This window comes from Labilibaculum euxinicum, from assembly GCF_009795715.1.
GTDB lineage: Bacteria > Bacteroidota > Bacteroidia > Bacteroidales > Marinifilaceae > Labilibaculum > Labilibaculum euxinus.
Genome location: NZ_WTCR01000003.1, coordinates 1 through 18,415 on the forward strand (window position 1 = coordinate 1; position 18,415 = coordinate 18,415).

General features: G+C 37.6%; 9 protein-coding genes. 5 read left to right on the forward strand and 4 right to left on the reverse strand.

The features are described 5' to 3' along the window. Positions 1 to 5,307, forward strand: a 5,307-nt coding sequence (locus GQR60_RS04145; RefSeq protein ID WP_124991735.1) for an MBG domain-containing protein, incomplete at its 5' end; no start/stop codon positions are given. A gap of 68 nt (positions 5,308 to 5,375) precedes the next feature. Continuing rightward, positions 5,376 to 6,809 (forward strand): OmpA family protein, encoded by a 1,434-nt coding sequence (locus GQR60_RS04150; RefSeq protein ID WP_124991736.1) that lies wholly within the window; start codon positions 5,376 to 5,378, stop codon positions 6,807 to 6,809. 309 nt (positions 6,810 to 7,118) lie between these two features. On the opposite strand, the gene GQR60_RS04155 is transcribed toward GQR60_RS04150, so the two are convergent. Together GQR60_RS04155 and GQR60_RS20345 are read right to left on the reverse strand one after the other, a co-directional pair. Continuing rightward, on the reverse strand, positions 7,119 to 7,451 hold the full coding sequence (locus GQR60_RS04155; RefSeq protein WP_306598757.1) for a family 20 glycosylhydrolase: 333 nt from the start codon (positions 7,449 to 7,451) through the stop codon (positions 7,119 to 7,121). A gap of 147 nt (positions 7,452 to 7,598) precedes the next feature. Further along, entirely contained in the window at positions 7,599 to 7,730 is a 132-nt protein-coding gene (locus tag GQR60_RS20345) for a helix-turn-helix domain-containing protein (protein WP_225441329.1), read from the reverse strand. Positions 7,731 to 7,906: 176 nt separating this feature from the next. Here GQR60_RS20345 and GQR60_RS04165 point away from each other — a divergent pair, with 176 nt between their 5' ends. Continuing rightward, a complete protein-coding gene (locus GQR60_RS04165) occupies positions 7,907 to 10,297 on the forward strand; it encodes a glycoside hydrolase family 2 protein (protein ID WP_225441330.1) in 2,391 nt (796 codons plus the stop codon). Between the two features lie 262 nt (positions 10,298 to 10,559). On the opposite strand, the gene GQR60_RS04170 is transcribed toward GQR60_RS04165, so the two are convergent. Both GQR60_RS04170 and GQR60_RS04175 read right to left on the reverse strand, forming a co-directional pair. Next, positions 10,560 to 13,736 carry an FG-GAP-like repeat-containing protein gene (locus tag GQR60_RS04170; RefSeq protein WP_124991738.1) on the reverse strand — a complete coding sequence of 1,059 codons (3,177 nt, stop codon included), beginning with the start codon at positions 13,734 to 13,736 and terminating at the stop codon, positions 10,560 to 10,562. Between the two features lie 27 nt (positions 13,737 to 13,763). Continuing rightward, positions 13,764 to 14,702 carry a hypothetical protein gene (locus GQR60_RS04175; RefSeq protein WP_124991739.1) on the reverse strand — a complete coding sequence of 313 codons (939 nt, stop codon included), beginning with the start codon at positions 14,700 to 14,702 and terminating at the stop codon, positions 13,764 to 13,766. A gap of 551 nt (positions 14,703 to 15,253) precedes the next feature. On the opposite strand from GQR60_RS04175, the gene GQR60_RS04180 reads away from it, so the two are divergent. Together GQR60_RS04180 and GQR60_RS04185 are read left to right on the forward strand one after the other, a co-directional pair. Further along, positions 15,254 to 16,645 carry a PorP/SprF family type IX secretion system membrane protein gene (locus GQR60_RS04180; protein ID WP_124991740.1) on the forward strand — a complete coding sequence of 464 codons (1,392 nt, stop codon included), beginning with the start codon at positions 15,254 to 15,256 and terminating at the stop codon, positions 16,643 to 16,645. Between the two features lie 3 nt (positions 16,646 to 16,648). Continuing rightward, positions 16,649 to 18,415 (forward strand): fimbria/pilus outer membrane usher protein, encoded by a 1,767-nt coding sequence (locus GQR60_RS04185; protein ID WP_124991741.1) that lies wholly within the window; start codon positions 16,649 to 16,651, stop codon positions 18,413 to 18,415.

Consider the following 18,415-nt stretch of genomic DNA (forward strand, 5'->3'; position numbering starts at 1 on the left):
GGAACACTGAGTGCCGGATCGAACTACGATTTAACTTTCGTGAGTAAAGACTTTAGCATCACTCAAAAAGAAATAACGGTAACAGCTGATGCAGGTCAGACAAAAGTTTACGGAGGTGCAGATCCAACATTTACTTACACGACATCTTCAGCATTGGAAAGTGGCGATTCTTTCACCGGAGCACTTTCAAGAGCAACAGGAGAAGATGTAGGAAGTTATGCTATTACAATCGGAACACTGAGTGCCGGATCGAACTACGATTTAACTTTCGTGAGTAAAGACTTTGCAGTTACACAGAAACAAATAACCATAACAGCAGATGCAGGTCAGACAAAAGTTTACGGAGGTGCAGATCCAACATTTACTTACACTACGTCAGCAACATTGGAAATCGGTGATTCATTTAGCGGGGTACTTTCAAGAACAAGTGGAGAATCTGTAGGTTCTTATGCCATTTTGCAGGGAACACTGAGTGCCGGATCGAACTACGATTTAACTTTCGTGAGTAAAGACTTTGCAGTTACACAGAAACAAATAACGGTAACAGCAGATGTCGGTCAGACAAAAGTTTACGGAGGTGCAGATCCGACATTTACTTACACTACGTCAGCAACATTGGAAAGTGGCGATTCTTTCACCGGAGCACTTTCAAGAGCAACAGGAGAAGATGTAGGAAGTTATGCTATTACAATCGGAACACTGAGTGCCGGATCGAACTACGATTTAACTTTTGTGAGTAAAGCTTTTAGCATCACTCAAAAAGAAATAACGGTAACAGTTGATGCCGGTCAGACAAAAGTTTACGGAGATGCAGATCCGACTTTCACTTACACTACGTCAGCAACATTGGAAATCGGTGATTCATTTAGCGGGGTACTTTCAAGAACAAGTGGAGAATCTGTAGGTTCTTATGCCATTTTGCAGGGAACACTGAGTGCCGGATCGAACTACGATTTAACTTTCGTGAGTAAAGACTTTGCAGTTACACAGAAACAAATAACCATAACAGCAGATGCCGGTCAGACAAAAGTTTACGGAGATGCAGATCCGACTTTCACTTACACTACGTCAGCAACATTGGAAAGCGGTGACTCATTTAGCGGAGTACTATCAAGAACAAGCGGAGAATCTGTAGGTTCCTACGCCATTTTACAGGGAACACTGAGTGCCGGATCGAACTACGATTTAACTTTCGTGAGTAAAGACTTTGCAGTTACACAGAAACAAATAACCATAACAGCAGATGCCAGTCAGACAAAAGTTTACGGAGATGCAGATCCGACTTTCACTTACACTACGTCAGCAGCATTGGAAAGTGGCGATTCTTTCACCGGAGTACTATCAAGAACAAGTGGAGAATCTGTAGGTTCTTATGCCATTTTGCAGGGAACACTGAGTGCCGGATCGAACTACGATTTAACTTTTGTGAGTAAAGCTTTTAGCATCACTCAAAAAGCAATAACGGTAACAGTTGATGCCGGTCAGACAAAAGTTTACGGAGATGCAGATCCGACTTTCACTTACACTACGTCAGCAACATTGGAAAGTGGCGATTCTTTCACCGGAGCACTTTCAAGAGCAACAGGAGAAGATGTAGGAAGTTATGCTATTACAATCGGAACACTGAGTGCCGGATCGAACTACGATTTAACTTTCGTGAGTAAAGACTTTAGCATCACGCAAAAATCCTTGACCGTTACAGCCGAAAACAAAACCAAAGAGTACGATGGAGCCGTATTTACTGGTTTTACTGTTACTTACTCTGGATTTATAACAGGCGAAGATGAAACTGATTTATCAGGAACACTTGTTTATAGTGGATCTGCTACAACTGCTACCAATGTTGGAACAGGGTATGTCATCACTCCAGGTGGATTGACTTCATCCAATTATGCCATTACATTTGCTGATGGTTCATTGGACATTACTCTAAAAGTTTTGACCATTACAGCCGAAGACAAAAGCAAAGAGTACGATGGAGCAGTATACAGCGGATTTACTGTTACTTATGCTGGATTTAGAATAGGTGAGGATGAAACTGATTTATCAGGAACACTGACATTCACGGGTACTGCAAGCACAGCGATCAATGTTGGAACAGGGTATGTCATCACTCCGGGTGGATTGACTTCATTCAATTATCACATTATATTTGTAGATGGTTCATTGGATATAACCCAAAAAGCAATAACTGTAACCGCTGATGCAGGTCAGACTAAAGTTTACGGAGATGCAGATCCAACATTTACTTACACGGCATCTTCAGCATTGGAAAGCGGTGACTCATTTAGTGGAGTACTATCAAGAACAAGCGGAGAATCTGTAGGTTCCTACGCCATTTTACAGGGAACACTGAGTGCCGGATCGAACTATGATTTAACTTTTGTGAGTAAAGACTTTAGTATCACCCAAAAAGCAATAACGGTAACAGCTGATGCAGGTCAGACTAAAGTTTACGGAGATGCAGATCCGGCATTTACTTACACTACGTCAGCAACATTGGAAAGTGGCGATTCTTTCACCGGAGTACTATCAAGAACAAGTGGAGAATCTGTAGGTTCTTATGCCATTTTACAGGGAACACTGAGTGCCGGATCGAACTACGATTTAACTTTCGTGAGTAAAGACTTTGCAGTTACACAGAAACAAATAACTGTAACCGCTGATGCCGGTCAGACAAAAGTTTACGGAGATGCAGATCCGACATTTACTTACACGGCATCTTCAGCATTGGAAAGCGGTGACTCATTTAGCGGGGTACTTTCAAGAGCAACAGGAGAAGATGTAGGAAGTTATGCTATTACAATCGGAACACTGAGTGCCGGATCGAACTACGATTTAACTTTCGTGAGTAAAGACTTTAGTATCACGCAAAAATCCTTGACCGTTACAGCCGAAAACAAAACCAAAGAGTACGATGGAGCCGTATTTACTGGTTTTACTGTTACTTACGCTGGATTTATAAGTGGAGAAGATGAAACTGATTTATCAGGCACACTGGCATTCACGGGTACTGCAAGCACAGCGATCAATGTTGGAACAGGATATGTCATCACTCCAGGTGGATTGACTTCATCCAATTATGCCATTACATTTGCTGATGGTTCATTGGATATTACCATTGCATCCCAAATCATAATTTTCAATCCTTTGGGAACAAAAGTTTACGGTGATGCACCATTTACAATTTCTGCAACAGGAGGTATTTCTGGTAACCCAGTTGTGTTTATTAGTTCAGATCAAAATGTTGCTGTATGTTCGGGAGTTAATGGCGAAATTGTAAACATTATTGGAGTAGGTACATGTATGATTAACGCGAATCAGGCAGGTAACAGTAATTTCAATCCTGCAATTCAGGTTAGTCAAATATTAACAGTTAATAAATATATTGCCGGAGATACTGACGGAGATGGCGTGATTACTGATCCGGAAATAGCCGGAGACACTGACGGCAATGGAACAATTGATGATTCTGAACTTGCCGGAGATACCGATGGAGATGGTGTTATCACTGATCCGGAAATAGCCGGAGACATTGACGGAGATGGTGTGATTACTGATCCGGAGATAGCAGGAGACACTGATGGAGACGGTGTGATTACTGATCCGGAAATAGCCGGAGACACTGACGGAGATGGTGTAATTACTGATCCGGAAATAGCCGGAGACACTGATGGAGATGGTGTTATCACTGATCCGGAAATAGCCGGAGACATTGACGGAGATGGTGTTATCTCTGATCCGGAAATAGCCGGAGACACTGACGGCAATGGAACAATTGATGATTCTGAACTTGCCGGAGACACCGATGGAGATGGTATTATCACTGATCCGGAAATAGCCGGAGACATTGCCGGAGATGGTGTTATCTCTGATCCGGAAATAGCCGGAGACACTGACGGCAATGGTGTGATTACTGATCCGGAAATAGCCGGAGACACCGATGGAGATGGTGTGATTACTGATCCGGAAATAGCCGGAGACACTGACGGAGATGGTGTTATCTCTGATCCGGAAATAGCCGGAGACACCGATGGAGATGGTATTATCACTGATCCGGAGATAGCAGGAGATACCGATGGAGATGGTGTGATTACTGATCCGGAGATAGCAGGAGATACCGATGGAGATGGTGTAATTACTGATCCGGAAATAGCCGGAGACACTGATGGAGACGGTGTGATTACTGATCCGGAAATAGCCGGAGACACCGATGGAGATGGTGTAATTACTGATCCGGAAATAGCCGGAGACACTGATGGAGATGGTGTGATTACTGATCCGGAGATAGCCGGAGATACCGATGGAGATGGTGTAATTACTGATCCGGAAATAGCCGGAGACACTGATGGAGACGGTGTGATTACTGATCCGGAAATAGCCGGAGACACTGATGGAGACGGTGTGATTACTGATCCGGAAATAGCCGGAGACACTGACGGAGATGGTGTTATCACTGATCCGGAAATAGCTGGAGATACCAACGGTGATGGCGTAATTGATGATTCCGAATCAACTGAAATCACTTTAGATCTAGTAAATGATGTTGATAATCCATTGAGTCTTTGTGATGATACTGAGGTTGAACTCGCATATACCGGTTTAATTGGAAATCCAAGTCAATATAAAATCACATTCGAAGAATCAGCGAGTACTGCAGGATTTCATGATATAGATTATACTGATATTTTATCGGATTCAAGAGTGTTTCGATTTTCAGTGCCTGTTGGGGTTCCAGATGGTTTGTATGAAGGGAATCTGCAATTGAGAAATAACTTTGGGGTAGAGTCTGTGATGTATAAATTTCAGTTTATCGTAAATGTATCAGCAGAATATATTATTTCGAAGTATGATGATGTGGTACTGTGCGACAACAGCAGTGAACGATTTGCAGCTTATCAATGGTATAAAGATGGAGTTGCGATTCCGGGTGCTGTTAATCAATTCTATAATGATCCTGATGGTCTGGTTGGTTCGTATTCTTTGGATTTAATAACTATTGACGGACAGCATTTGACAACTTGCTCAAAGGAATTCAATATTCCATTAAATAAATCAATTAGTGTTTATCCTAATCCGATAAGTAGTAATGGTAAATGTACTGTTCGTATGAATGGTTTTGAAGAAGACGAATTACTGGGAAGTCAATTGTCAATATTCAATTCGTTTGGAGCCAAAGTATTTTATACTGAAGATGTGATAAAAGAAAATGTATTACTGCTTCAATTGAAAAATGGAGTTTATGTTGGAAATGTCACTACTGAGACGGGATCTAAGTATTCATTTAAAATTCTTATTCAAAAATAACAGGTGTATTTTATAATTAGAAAAAAATTACAATCAACAGTATTCGTGAAAACTCAAGAAATCAATCAATGAAAAAATATAAAATACAGGTTCTAATTGGATTTTCCCTCTTTGTTTTTGGATCAGTTAAAGCCCAGAAAGCAGATCAGTTTTTATCACTTGATATGAGTAGTGGACTGCATAGCATGCAATATTCTCTTCAAAATGGCAAAGCAAAAAGACAGTTTGGATATGGCTTCCATCTGTCTTACAGCTATTTTTTAAATTCACATTGGGGAGTGCAGACAGGTATTGGAATGCAGAAGTGTCGAACTGAGGCAATCTTAAATTATCAGTCGAGTACCAGTGAAATTGATTCTGATGGCGATTCGTATGAGTTTCGTAACAGGTTTGATAACTGGCAGGAAAAACAAGATGTCTTTTTTGTTGACATTCCGTTATCCTTACAGTATCAAAAGATGTTAGGGAAAAAATTTGGGATTTTAGCTGGGTTAGGGGCTCAAATATCTATTCCTGCACAGGCCACTTATGAAACAACAGGAGGTGAAATGGTAACCACTGCCTATTACAGTCAGTGGAATGTAGAGTTATACGATTTACCGCAACATGGTTTAGGTTCGATTACAACTAAATACAAAGGCGACATATCTTTAAATCCATCTTATTCTGCGATTGCAGAATTGGATGGGTTTTATCAAGTATCTGAGAAAATAGATGTGTATGCAGGATGTTATTGTAACTATGGTTTTAATAATTTAATAAGCCCTGAGAAAAAAATAGTTTATCAGCCAGACGGGGTTTACAATGGGATCTTAGCATCAGATCAGGTTTCTAAGGTTAATCTGTTGGCATTTGGACTTAAAGTTGGAGTCCGTTTCCGAATAAATAAGGTAAGGCGCAGAATTAGCAAGAAAACAGGATCAATGAACGAGGTACAAACAGCAGAATATTCTGGTTCGTTGCTCCCGGCAGGTTCGGTAAAAGAAGAATTAGGTATTGAATCAGCAAAAACAGGATCAATGAACGAGGTACAAACAACAGAACATTCCGGTTCGTTACTGCCCGCTGATTCGGTAAAAGAAGAATTAGATATTGAACCAGCAAAATCAGAAATTAAAACCTCAGTTAATAAAGAAGAAACACCAATTGAAAAGGCAAGACAAATATCAGACTCTATGAATCTGGAGTTTAGTTTTAATTCAATAGAACTTATAAAAGAGCAAGATAGTAATTTCCAGATCTTGAGTAATCTCTTGAAAGAAAATCAGGAAATACAGTTGCAAATAATTGGACACACATGTAATATCGCAGATTATGAAACAAATATGATAGTTGGTTTAAGAAGAGCAGAATATGTAAAGTCTAAATTAATTGAGTTGGGTGTTCCTCCTTTTCAAATGGAAATAGAAAGCAGGGGTTTAAATGAGCCCCTTTTTGAAAATACATCCGAAGAAAACAGAGTGAAAAATAGAAGGGTGGAAATAAAGGTTATCTCTAAATAATGAGGTTTTGTTGGATGAGCAGGAGAGAGGGATTATGCCTCTCTTTTTTGTTTTCGTTATGAGTACCGTTAAGAATCCCAAATGGTTTCTTCTTATCCCTTTTTCAATATCTTAAAATAGGTTCAAAAAAAGAGAGTCTCAAATGAATGAAACTCTCTTTCTAGATTAGAATAATACAATTAACATCTTATGGAGTTATTGATTTTAGTGTAATTTCTCCGAAGAACTCTTGTTCTTTTTTTCAATAGTGCTTCATCATTTGCGATCAATCATTTTTCCCAATCAAGATCATTGCATAAATGCCGCTAATTAATCCTTATGGTAGTTTATTTCAAGTAGATCCCATCTTTTTTCTAATTTTGATAATGAACCTAAAAACTTAGAGTAATCCTTTTCTTCTTTGATTGTCCAGCCAACTTCGGCATATGCAGCCAGTCTTGGAAATATCTGTAAATTCATTTTCTGAACTGTTGGAATCCATTCACTCCACATCTGACATCCCAGTCCTGGAATTTTGGAATCATATTTTGGATCCAGACCTTCGGGGATTGGATCGAATGAATAGGCTTTAGTCAAGGGAATTGTTTCATACTCTTTTGCAACTGGATGATTCAAATGAACATGTTCGAATAATTTCTTCACCACTTTAAAAATTATCTGGTTTTAGAATGACTTTTATTAAAACCTTTGGTTGGAACATTTATTAAAAAAATCAGGAAGGAAGTCACTTCCCTGGGTTCAGGCTGTTATTTTTAATACAGGTTGTAAATAGAAGATGGTTTGTGTGGTTTAGTCCAATTTCCGATCTTTGCTGGGTGAAATGTCAAAAATACTTTTAAAGCTTTTTGAAAAGCTGGAAAGGCTGTTGAATCCAACACTGTTTATTATTTCGGTAATGTTACCTTTCTTGTTTTTGATCATTTGAACCACTTTTTTAAGCCTGTGGTTTTTTAGGATGTCTTTGGTTGATTGGTAATGGCTTTTAGTTTGCGGTATAAATGCGTGGAACTAAGGTTCATTTTTGAGCTGATCATTTCAACGGATAAATCCGGATTACTAATAAACTAACTAACAATATTTGATAAGATTAGAAGATAATGATGAGATTTAGATTGAAAATAGTTTTTGTATTTGTTCTCTGTGTGGGATTTTTGTCGTGTGCACAGACACACAAGAGAGAGTATGTGAAAGGAAGAAACTCTTTTAATAAGGGATGGGAGTTTGTTAAAGATGTAAACAAATCAGTTGATGAATTGATGAATCGTAAAGACAAGGATGTTTCATGGGAAAAAGTTTCTTTGCCTCATACTGCAAATATTGAACCTTTGGTGATTAAAGGCGATCAGTGGCAGGGAACCTGTTTTTACCGCAAATATTTTTCTCTTCCCAAAGATTTATCCGGGAAGCATTTGGGATTGTATTTTGAAGGAGCTATGCGGGTTGCAGAGGTATTTCTGAATGGTAAGCTGCTTTATACCAATTTGGGAGGTTACCTTCCTTTTTATGTGGATATTACAAAAAGTGTTGAGTTTGGAGTTGATAATTGTCTTCTTGTAAAACTGAATAATGAAGACAATCCTGTTGTTCCACCAGGGAAATCATTAAAAGTACTCGATTTCAATACCTATAGTGGAATTTACCGCAATGTTTGGTTGGATGTCAAAGATCCTTTACACATATCGAACGAAATGGAGGTGAATCACATTGCTGCAGGAGGTGTATTTGTAACTTATAGTAATGTTAGTGAAGAGTCGGCTAAGGTTCATGCTCAGGTGGATATGAAAAACGATTTAGCCACTGAAAAAGAAGTGGAAATTCAATTGGAATTAATTGATGAGACTAAAGCAGTAGTTGGGAGCTCTTCTCAAAAACAAGCACTAAAAGCCAATTCTACAGCAAAAGTAAACACGGATATAGAAGTTAAGCAACCAAAACTTTGGTCGCCTGATTCTCCGTCTCTTTATACTCTCAGAATTAAAGTATTGTTGAAAGGAGAGGAGTTGGAGACCAAAGATGTAAAAATAGGAATCAGAACATTTAGCATCACTGCACAAGAGGGTTTTACAATAAATGGAAATCCTTTGTACTTGAGAGGAACCAATCGTCATCAGGAATATCCATATGTGGGATATGCTATTTCAGACAATGCCAATTACAGAGATGCCTGGAAAATTAAGATGGTAGGTTTCAATTTTGTCCGCTTGTCGCATTATCCGCAAAGTCAGGCATTTTTAAATGCCTGCGACGAATTGGGAATATTGGTAATGGATGCCATTCCCGGCTGGCAGTTTTTCGGGAATGAGGAGTTTCAGAAAAATGCAATTCAGGACGTACGTAAAATGGTTCGGGTTGATCGGAATCATCCTTCCGTTATAATGTGGGAATCTTCTTTGAATGAATCGGCAATGAGTCAGGATTTTATGGAGAAGTCGCACGAAGCAGTTCATGAAGAATTTCCGGGAACTGATGTTTATACTTGCGGTTGGAAAGATTTTGCTTACGATGTTTTTAATCCTGCACGTCAACACGCTAAGCCTCCATATTACTGGAATAAGTATGAAAAGGATAAACCGTTTTTTATTGCGGAGTATGGTGATTGGGAATACTATGCTCAAAATGCCGGTTTCAATCAAAAAGCCTTTCAGGATTTGTCTGATGAGGAGCGCAACTCCAGACAGTTAAGAGGTTTTGGTCAAAAACGATTGGCGCAGCAAGCCTTGAATTATCAGGAGGCTCATAACAGTAATCTTCAGGGAAAAGCGATAGGTGATGCCAACTGGCTGATGTTCGATTACAACCGTGGCTATGCGCCGGATCTGGAATCTTCTGGAATCATGGATATTTTCCGTCTGCCTAAATTCGCCTATTATTTTTACAAAAGTCAGACAAATATCGGAGAATCAAAATTGAAACAATTTGCCGAACCAATAGTGGCTATTGCCAATTATTACAATGATCCATCCTTTTTAAATGTGAAGGTTTACAGCAATTGCGAAGAAGTGGAGCTGTTGGTAAATGGCAAAAGTGCAGGAAAGCAAAAGCCTGATCAGGATAAAAACAGTACTCATTTAGCGCATCCTCCGTTTTCATTTCAGTTAACCTCATTTACACCAGGCGAACTGATGGCAAAAGGATATGTGAATGGCAAAGTGGTATCTCAAGCAGTTCAGAAAACCCCGGGCGAAGCTGTGGCTTTGAAATTATGGATTGATGAGAGTGGTAAAAAATTAGCAAGCGGGTGCAACGATCTTGTGTTTGCATATGCTGCGGTTGCCGATAAAGAAGGGAACATACTTCCTTTGGCCGAAAATAGTATCCAATTTATGATTGATGGAGGAGCAGAGATTATTGGAGCAAATCCTGTTGATGCCGAGGCCGGAATAGCAACTGTTTTACTGAAAGCAGGAGACGTATCGGGTAATATTAAAGTAACTGCTGTGTCGGATGGTTTACAGGAGGGTACTTTAGAAGTACATGTAGAACAGTAATGTATTAAATATCGCAGAAGGGACAGCATGCAAACTTTCTGCGGTGATTTTGATAATAGATAGGTGATTCTCATCAATTCGAAAATTTGCGCATAAAAAAAGAGAGTCTCAAATGAATGAAACTCTCTTTTGTTGCGGAGAGAGAAAGGGAGTAGAACTAATATTTGAAAATGCTCTGGTAACGGTGTTTTGACCGTTCTAAAAAGTTGCGTTCACCTAAAATATTTGAGATGAAAGAAAATAATATCTTAGTGCCTGAGTTTTATCTCATTAAGTAGATTGTACCGGTTTTTTTCAAGTATCGGCCATCAGAATAGCTTCCTTCCAATTCCCATATGTAATTGCCTTCAGGTACATTTTTACCGTTGTTTTTTCCGTCCCAACCTGTTTTCTGAATTTCGGAATTGTTATTGCTGCTATAAACAACTTTTCCCCAGTTGTTGTAGATTCTAATTGTTAATTTCGATAGCCCTGTGCCGTACACAAGGAATCTGTCATTGTTACCATCTTTATTTGGTGAGAATAAAGTTGGGATGAAAATTTCGTTGTTTACATGAACGCTAATATTTTTCTGGTCTGACTGACAGCCAAATTCAGAATAGCCAATTACTGAGAATATTGTATTTTCTGGAATGCTGGCTATTGGAGAATTGCTTGAAGGGTCATCTAATGGTAATTCCGGAGTCCATTCATAAGTGTTTGCACCTTTTGCCCAAAGCTTGAATTCTTGTTTAGCCCCCACAATAGTGTCGGGTTTTATTGTGATGATTGGTGTTTGATGCACGTTGACTTTTATCTTATCTGTTAAGTTTTCGCAATTGTGTGTGGAAACAACTAATTGATATTCTGTACTTGTCAAAGGCGTTGCTGTTGGGTTGGCAATGTTAGGATTGTTAAGTCCTGTTGAAGGAATCCATAAATATTTATACTCCCTAAGACTATTTTGAGCTGTAGGATTGCCGCCAAGTTCTAATGATTCTCCAACACAGATCGATTTGTCTAATCCTGCATCTATGTTGCTAATCGGATTTATATTGTATTCAGTAGTATCTCGATTTTCACAGCCATTTGAGTCAGTAATTTTTAATGCAAATTCAGTAGATTGAAGCGCCTTAAACTTTGGGTGCATTTCTTCGGAAACGAAATTGTTGTTTGATGAAGTCCAGATGTATCTGTATGGTGATCTTCCACCTTCGGCCATTACATCCGGTCCAAGTTCAATTTCAGAACCTTCGCAAATTAGGGTGTCTTTTCCAGCGTAAGCTGATGGAAGAGAGTAAGGATGGAGTGTAAATTTCTGTTCTGATGAACATCCCTCTTTGTTTTCCACTTTTAAATAAAATTCATATTCTTTGTCGACTTTATAAGTGAATTTATTGGTATTTTCAAATAGTAAGTTTTTATTTTGATTCAACCATTCTGTTTTATAGTAGTCACTTGTTTGAATTGTGATTTGTTGGTTTTTACAAGCAAAATAATTGTCTTTTAAATCAATTACAGGAAGTTCGTGTACAAATATAAAACTTGTATCTTTTGCAACACAACCGTATTCTGATTGTACTTCAAAAATCAAGGAGTCTTTTTCGGTAGTAAGTACATTGTAGTTCAGATTATTACTGAGTATTTTGTTTTGGAATGTTTTCCATGTCCGGATAGTGCCATTTGTTATGGGATGTAAGCTTATACTTTCACCGTAACATGAGTATGTTTCATTATTTAATTCAATTATCGGGTTTTCATGATAAAAAATATTAATTGTGTCGTATACAACACCTCCGTAATTTTTGTTCAATTTAACCCAAACGGTATCATTAGTGGTAATTGACAGAGAAATTTTGTTCGTATTGCTTGCAATTTCACCTTTACTTTTTGAATACCAGTTTGCGGTGTAATTGCCATCAGGAATTGATAGTTGAATTTGTTCTCCGGGGCAAACTTTTAGATCTTCCCCTAAACTTATTGGGGCATTAATGAAAAATGTATGTGAATCAGATAATTCAGAAATATTGCCGGCAATGTCAACACTCTGTAAAGCCCAATAATATTTGCCTTCAGAGAGATTCGTCAACTCGATAGTTGTGCCTGACAGTTCATTTTGTGAAGTCAATAAATTTTCGCCTGTAGTTAGATTACTATAAAAAGGGTAGAATTCAGATCTGTCGGCTGTGGTTCCAAGTTTTAATCTGTATTGAAGACTGCTTGGGGCAGATGTATCATCACTGCCTTTGTTCCAATTTAAAGATACATTAGGATAACTTGTTACTGAATTCAATAAGGTTGGAGGGGCTGGTTTTTCGTATGAGAAACTGAAATTATTAGTATAGAAAAGAGATTTAGGACCTTCTGGGATTTGCGTGCCGGAAATGAATATATCAGCTTTACCATCTCCATTAAAGTCTGTAGCGGCAAGGCAACCTGCAAAAACATTTGGAAATACGATGTTGGAATTAGAAAGTAGACCGTTGTCATTGGTATACAGCACGGTTTTTGGGCTTGTATTGTTAATTCCTCCTATGCTGATCAAATCTAAATCTTCATCACCATCATAGTCCAGCCATTCTAAATCGCAGCCACCAAGTGGAACAGATAAGTTTTGAGAAAACTGTAAAGTTCCTTTATTGTTTGTGTATACTCTTGATTGATAGTTTTCACCATCATATCCAGCAATTACAAGGTCAGGGAATCCGTCATTGTTGATGTCGCCCCATTTTGAATCTCCATCTGTCACACCATCCAGTTCTATTACTTTATGGAAAGCAATGCCTTTTTCATTTCGATATAAATAACAAATTCTGCGGGCGCCTTCCGATTTTCCTGTGATTAGAAGATCTGTCCATCCATCTTTGTCGTAATCAATTGATGTTGTACTTCCTGAATAAATACTTGCCAGATTGTGTTCTTGTGAATAGAAGCTTTCATTTTTGTTGTTTATATATGTTTTTGTAATGATTTGATTTTTATCATTCAAACCTGACAAAACCAGATCAAGAAACCCATCATTGTTAAAATCAAACCAAGTATGGCTGCTAAGGTTGACATTTTCGAATGATGTTGCCATTTTTACATATGAGTTTCCGTTGATATTTTTAAACAGGAGAGTGTGTTTAATACCATCTGTATCCATTCCGGTATAAAATAAATCGAGGTAGTTGTCATTGTTAAAGTCCAATAAGGAGAGAGAACCATTGCTGAGAGGTATTAATTCGGGAACAATCATTTTAGAAAAGTGATCATTGTTATTGATATATATGCTGGTTACATATTTATCTGGTTGTTCGCCCATTAATACTAAATCTTGGCGCCCATCGTGATTGATGTCGCCCAAAACACATTTACTATTATTCAAATTGGGAATGTTGGTGAAAACTTTCTCCTGAAACTGAGCCAGACACAAATTAAAACAAAGGCAAACTATGGGGATTAAAAATATTTTTTTCATTTTTTTACTATTCAGGAATGGGAAGAATTAGTATTCTTCGTTTATAATTTTGTAGTCAGAATGTTGTAAAAACCAATCGCGGCATATTTGAAGAGCTTCGGTATAATCATTCGTGTCTATATCTCCGCTATCACTTATTTTAAGAGGAAAGTCTTTTATTACAGGAGCCAGATACTCCATGATTCTGTATCCGCATACGATCATCTCTGTCGATTCTGCATTGGAAGATTCACAGTTTTTTTCATTGCTGTTTAATAACCCGATTAAAAAATCAAAAGCTTCTCTCTGATGTGTGTAGATAAGATCAGGAACGTAATCATAAACTAAATCATCATTTACCTCCATCATCTTAATCTGTTTCATACAGAATTCCATTGCTGCATGATCTCCAATTCTTGCCAGTGCCAGTTTGGCTGCCCAGTATGGTTCATTGCTTTTGATAATTCCAGATAACAGCAGTTCTGTAATGCTTTTTAGAGTAGAGTCAGGATTAACATATCCAGCTAATCTGATTAGTTCATGATAGTAAGGGGGGGGTAGGTAGAGTAATTCCAGAATTTTGTTTCGGGCCTTATTGTCATAGCATTTTTTAGCGTAATCTTTCAGTAAATCGCTTACAATACCGCAGATGCCGGAGTTTGAGTCATTAAATCCTTTTAACAGAAAATTAACCACATCCTGTTTAAGGATAGAATTTGTGTCATTTTTAATTAGGTTATTGGCAATAAGGTAAGCGTATTTTCGAACTGCGTCAATTGAATCAATTCTGTATACTTCTAAATCATTTAAGATTTCAAGCTTATTTGTACTAAAATCACTTGGCGTATTATGATATGAATCAGGATTTGAGATTACATCCTTAAAGAAGGATTGTATCCCTTTTCTGTTTAACTCCTGTGTAAATGAGCTGTTTGAGAAAAATAATACAATAACACTGCATGTGATTAACTTAAAAATTGATTTCATGATTTTGTTTTGAAAATTATGTTCGAATATAGACAAATAAAATAAAATTGGAGAAGAACTTTGTGATATTATCCCCTTCCATAAGTTAGAATGTATTTAAATTAATCATAGTTGTGTTTTATTTTAATGAGGTTTTTCTGTTTAAAATATTCACTTTAAAAAGGTTTTTAGAGTGAGTAAAATGATATTTGGTGATTCTGCAATGCCAGTATATCTTTATTTTTAAGAGTTATGTGTCAATTTATTTTGTTGCGTGGTGAGCTGTGAAATGTATTATTTACGAAACTTGTGAAGAGGTGTTTTTTTCGCTTGTGTCAACATAAAATAATATTAAAAATCTAATTTACTTGTTAATTAGAATATTTATTTTAAGGCTGATAAAATTGAGTGTTATTTAATAAATATTAACAAAAAATATTGTGTATTAACATATTAGTGTTTATTATTGTTGGCCGAATAATGTAACATATAAAATTTATTAGTTTTAGGCCATTTCAACCTGTTAAGGTTAATTTCCTGAGCTAGAGAATTAGATAAAACAGTAATCCAGAATGAGAGGGAAAATAATTTTATTGGTTTTTATTGTCGTGTCATTTCACCTCAAGGCTCAAAAAATACCCTTAGTTAACTATACAGAATCTCCATTGCAATACAATCCTTCAGCTATTGTCGGGTTACCGTACGCAAAAGTAAGTTTCTACAATCGTATTCAGAAAATTAAATCAGGTTCTGCTTTTACGACCTCTCTGGTTACTGGTGTTTTGCCGGTTTTAAATGATAAGAAACGAGGCCATTTGGGCGCTGTAGGGGTGTCGTTTATGTCTGATGATTTATCGTCTGATGATTTGCTGAAGGAAGAGAGTTTTGCCGTTTCATTGGCCTATAAGTTGAAAGTGTCGGATCAATTAAATTTAGGTTTGGGTATTTCCTGGAATGTGCTTCAGCGTTTTTTTGACAACAATGGTTTTACAACGGGGAGTCAGTATGTTTTAGGGGAAGGTTTTAGGCCAAGTTTAGCTATTAATGAAAATTTTCAGGATGTATCGGATGGATATTCTTCATGGAACTCCGGAATTCGACTCGAAAAAATGTATCGAAATAATAGTCTTAACTATTTTGTTGGTGCCTCACTGGCCAATTTAAATAGACCTGTTTACACTTCAGGGAACGATCAAAAAGAGAAGCTTTCTTATCAATACGGTCTTCAGTTTGGGTACAATCTTTTATTAGGGAATGAATTAAGTCTGTTAGCAGATGGTGATTTGAGATTTCAGGATGAGAATGAGTGGTTAAATCTTGGTTTGGATATGAGATATTATTGGAAGAATTCCAACGGAGGTTTTTTTAAGGAAGGAAGTATTGCTTTAATTCCCCGGTACGTTGTGGACAAAGTCTACGCACTTGCTTTAGAGTTTTCGCAATCCTTTTATTCAATAAGAGTTGGCCGTACCATTACATCTTCAAAAATAAATTCTAATTACATGACAAGCAATGAAGTGATGCTTTCGTTGAATAAGAATTTTAGTCGGGAAAAGAAATCCGGCTTCTCTGATAAGATAAGAAATGCAAGTGGACTTGTACGCAAAAAGAAGGAGGAGTTTGTTTGGGATGATGAGTACTGGGATTATTCAACCGTTGATCAGCACAAAATTATAGATAAGAGTTTGAAGAAGTTTATTGACTCTTTGATTGAACGGATGCAAAAGCATAAAAACTCAATTGTTCATATACATGTTTTTACCGATATGATGGTAAATGATGCGAAGAATCTGGAAGTATCTGTTCATAGGGCTGAAATTATTTCCGATTATTTCGAGCAGCATGGAATTGCAGGAAACAGAGTGGATTATTTTGGGGAAGGAAACTCCAATCCTGTTGTTGCCAATGCATATGGTCAGGAAAGATTAAAGAACAGACGAATCAAATTTATTATTTATCGGTAAGAAATGAATAAAGGGGTTCACGATATAATAAGTTTGAGGAGAAATAGAGATCAGAGAACCCGGATGTTTGCCCGGATCTTGTGTTTCCTGTTTATTCAGTTAAGTTCATTTCTTGTTGTTTGTGCTCAGGATGTTGAGCAGGTAATCAATGCAAAAAAGATTGGTGTTTCGGGTAGTATCTCAGCCAATAATGTTAATTATTCGGCAATAGGAGTTAAGCGCAACAGAGACGCACATACGTTTTATGCTACGGGCAGTTTGAATTTGTCACTGTTTGAACAGTGGTCAATTCCTTTAAATTTCACTTATTCCAATCAGGATGTAGAATTATCGCATGGAGTTAGTTTTAACCAGATAGGTATATCTCCAACTTACAAGTGGGTGAAGCTGCATGCGGGTTATTCTGCCATGAGTTTCTCGCCTTATAGTTTAAGCGGACATAGTTTTTTAGGAGTAGGGCTTGAGCTGACTCCACCAATAAAACTAAGCGCCAGCCTTATGTTTGGAAGGCTTCGGAAAGCGGAAGAACCAGTAGGTACGGAAAAGGAAACATTGTTCTCTTACAAAAGGATGGGTTACGGTTTAAAGCTAAATTACAAAGACAAGGGGGATGATTTGAGTGTTATTGCATTTGGGGCTAAGGATGATGAGAATTCAGTAAAACTCATTCCAGACAACACCGAAATCACACCCATGGAAAACCTGGTATTGGGAGTGAATGTTCGTAAAAATCTGTTCAGTAAAATATTTGTTGGTGTTGAATATACCAATAGTATGCTGACCCAGGATAAAAGACTTAAAAACAGAGGTGAAAAGAATACCGGTGTATTCGTACTTACCAATGGCATTATGAATGCCAACTCATCCAGTTCTGTTTATACCGCAATAAAAACTGATGTATCCTATCAAAGTCAGGATTTTTCTGTGTCGATGTTGTACGAAAGGGTTGATCCGGAGTATCAAACATTGGGAGCCTATTATTTTACCAATGATATGGAGAATATTTCAGTGGCAACTGCCAAACAGTTTTTTAAAGGACACTTAAATATCTCTGCAAATGCCGGTTTGCAAAGGAATGATTTGAAAAATGAGAAAAAATCAAGGATGAATAATGTGGTTGGAGCTGTAAATGTTGGAATACAAACAGGCGCCAAAACGAATCTGAATTTATCCTACTCAAACTATAGTTCTTTCACGAATATCCGATCCGATTTCGAAGATATAAACGAAGTGAATCAGCAACAGGTTTATGATACCCTCGATTTTACCCAGGTTTCTCAGAATATGTCACTTACTCTGTCGCAGGTTTTGGGTGATGTGAAAAATGCAGATGCCAGACAAAATTTAAATGTTAATCTGAATGTGCAAATGGCTTCGGAAAAACAGGAAGGGCAGGATAAAAAGCCTGGAAATAAATTCTACAGCACCGGAATAACGCATAGTATTAGTTGGAAAAACAGTGGAGTTTCTTTGTCCTCCTCAATAAATGGGAATTACAACGATATGGAATCGGGTGAGGCCTTAACTCTTGGGCCAACACTGAGTTTGTCCAAAAGGTTTAAAAAGAATTTGAGAAGTTCGGTGAGCGGATCCTGGAACAGATCTTATCAGAACGGTGATTTCGCAAATCGGATTTATGTGATTCGCTGCAATAATTCTTATGCAGTAAAGAAGCATAGTTTTACTCTCAGCATGAATTATATGAATAGGCACGAAGAGAAAAAATATGCAGAGTTCACGCTTAGTATGGGTTACAATTACAGTTTTTAA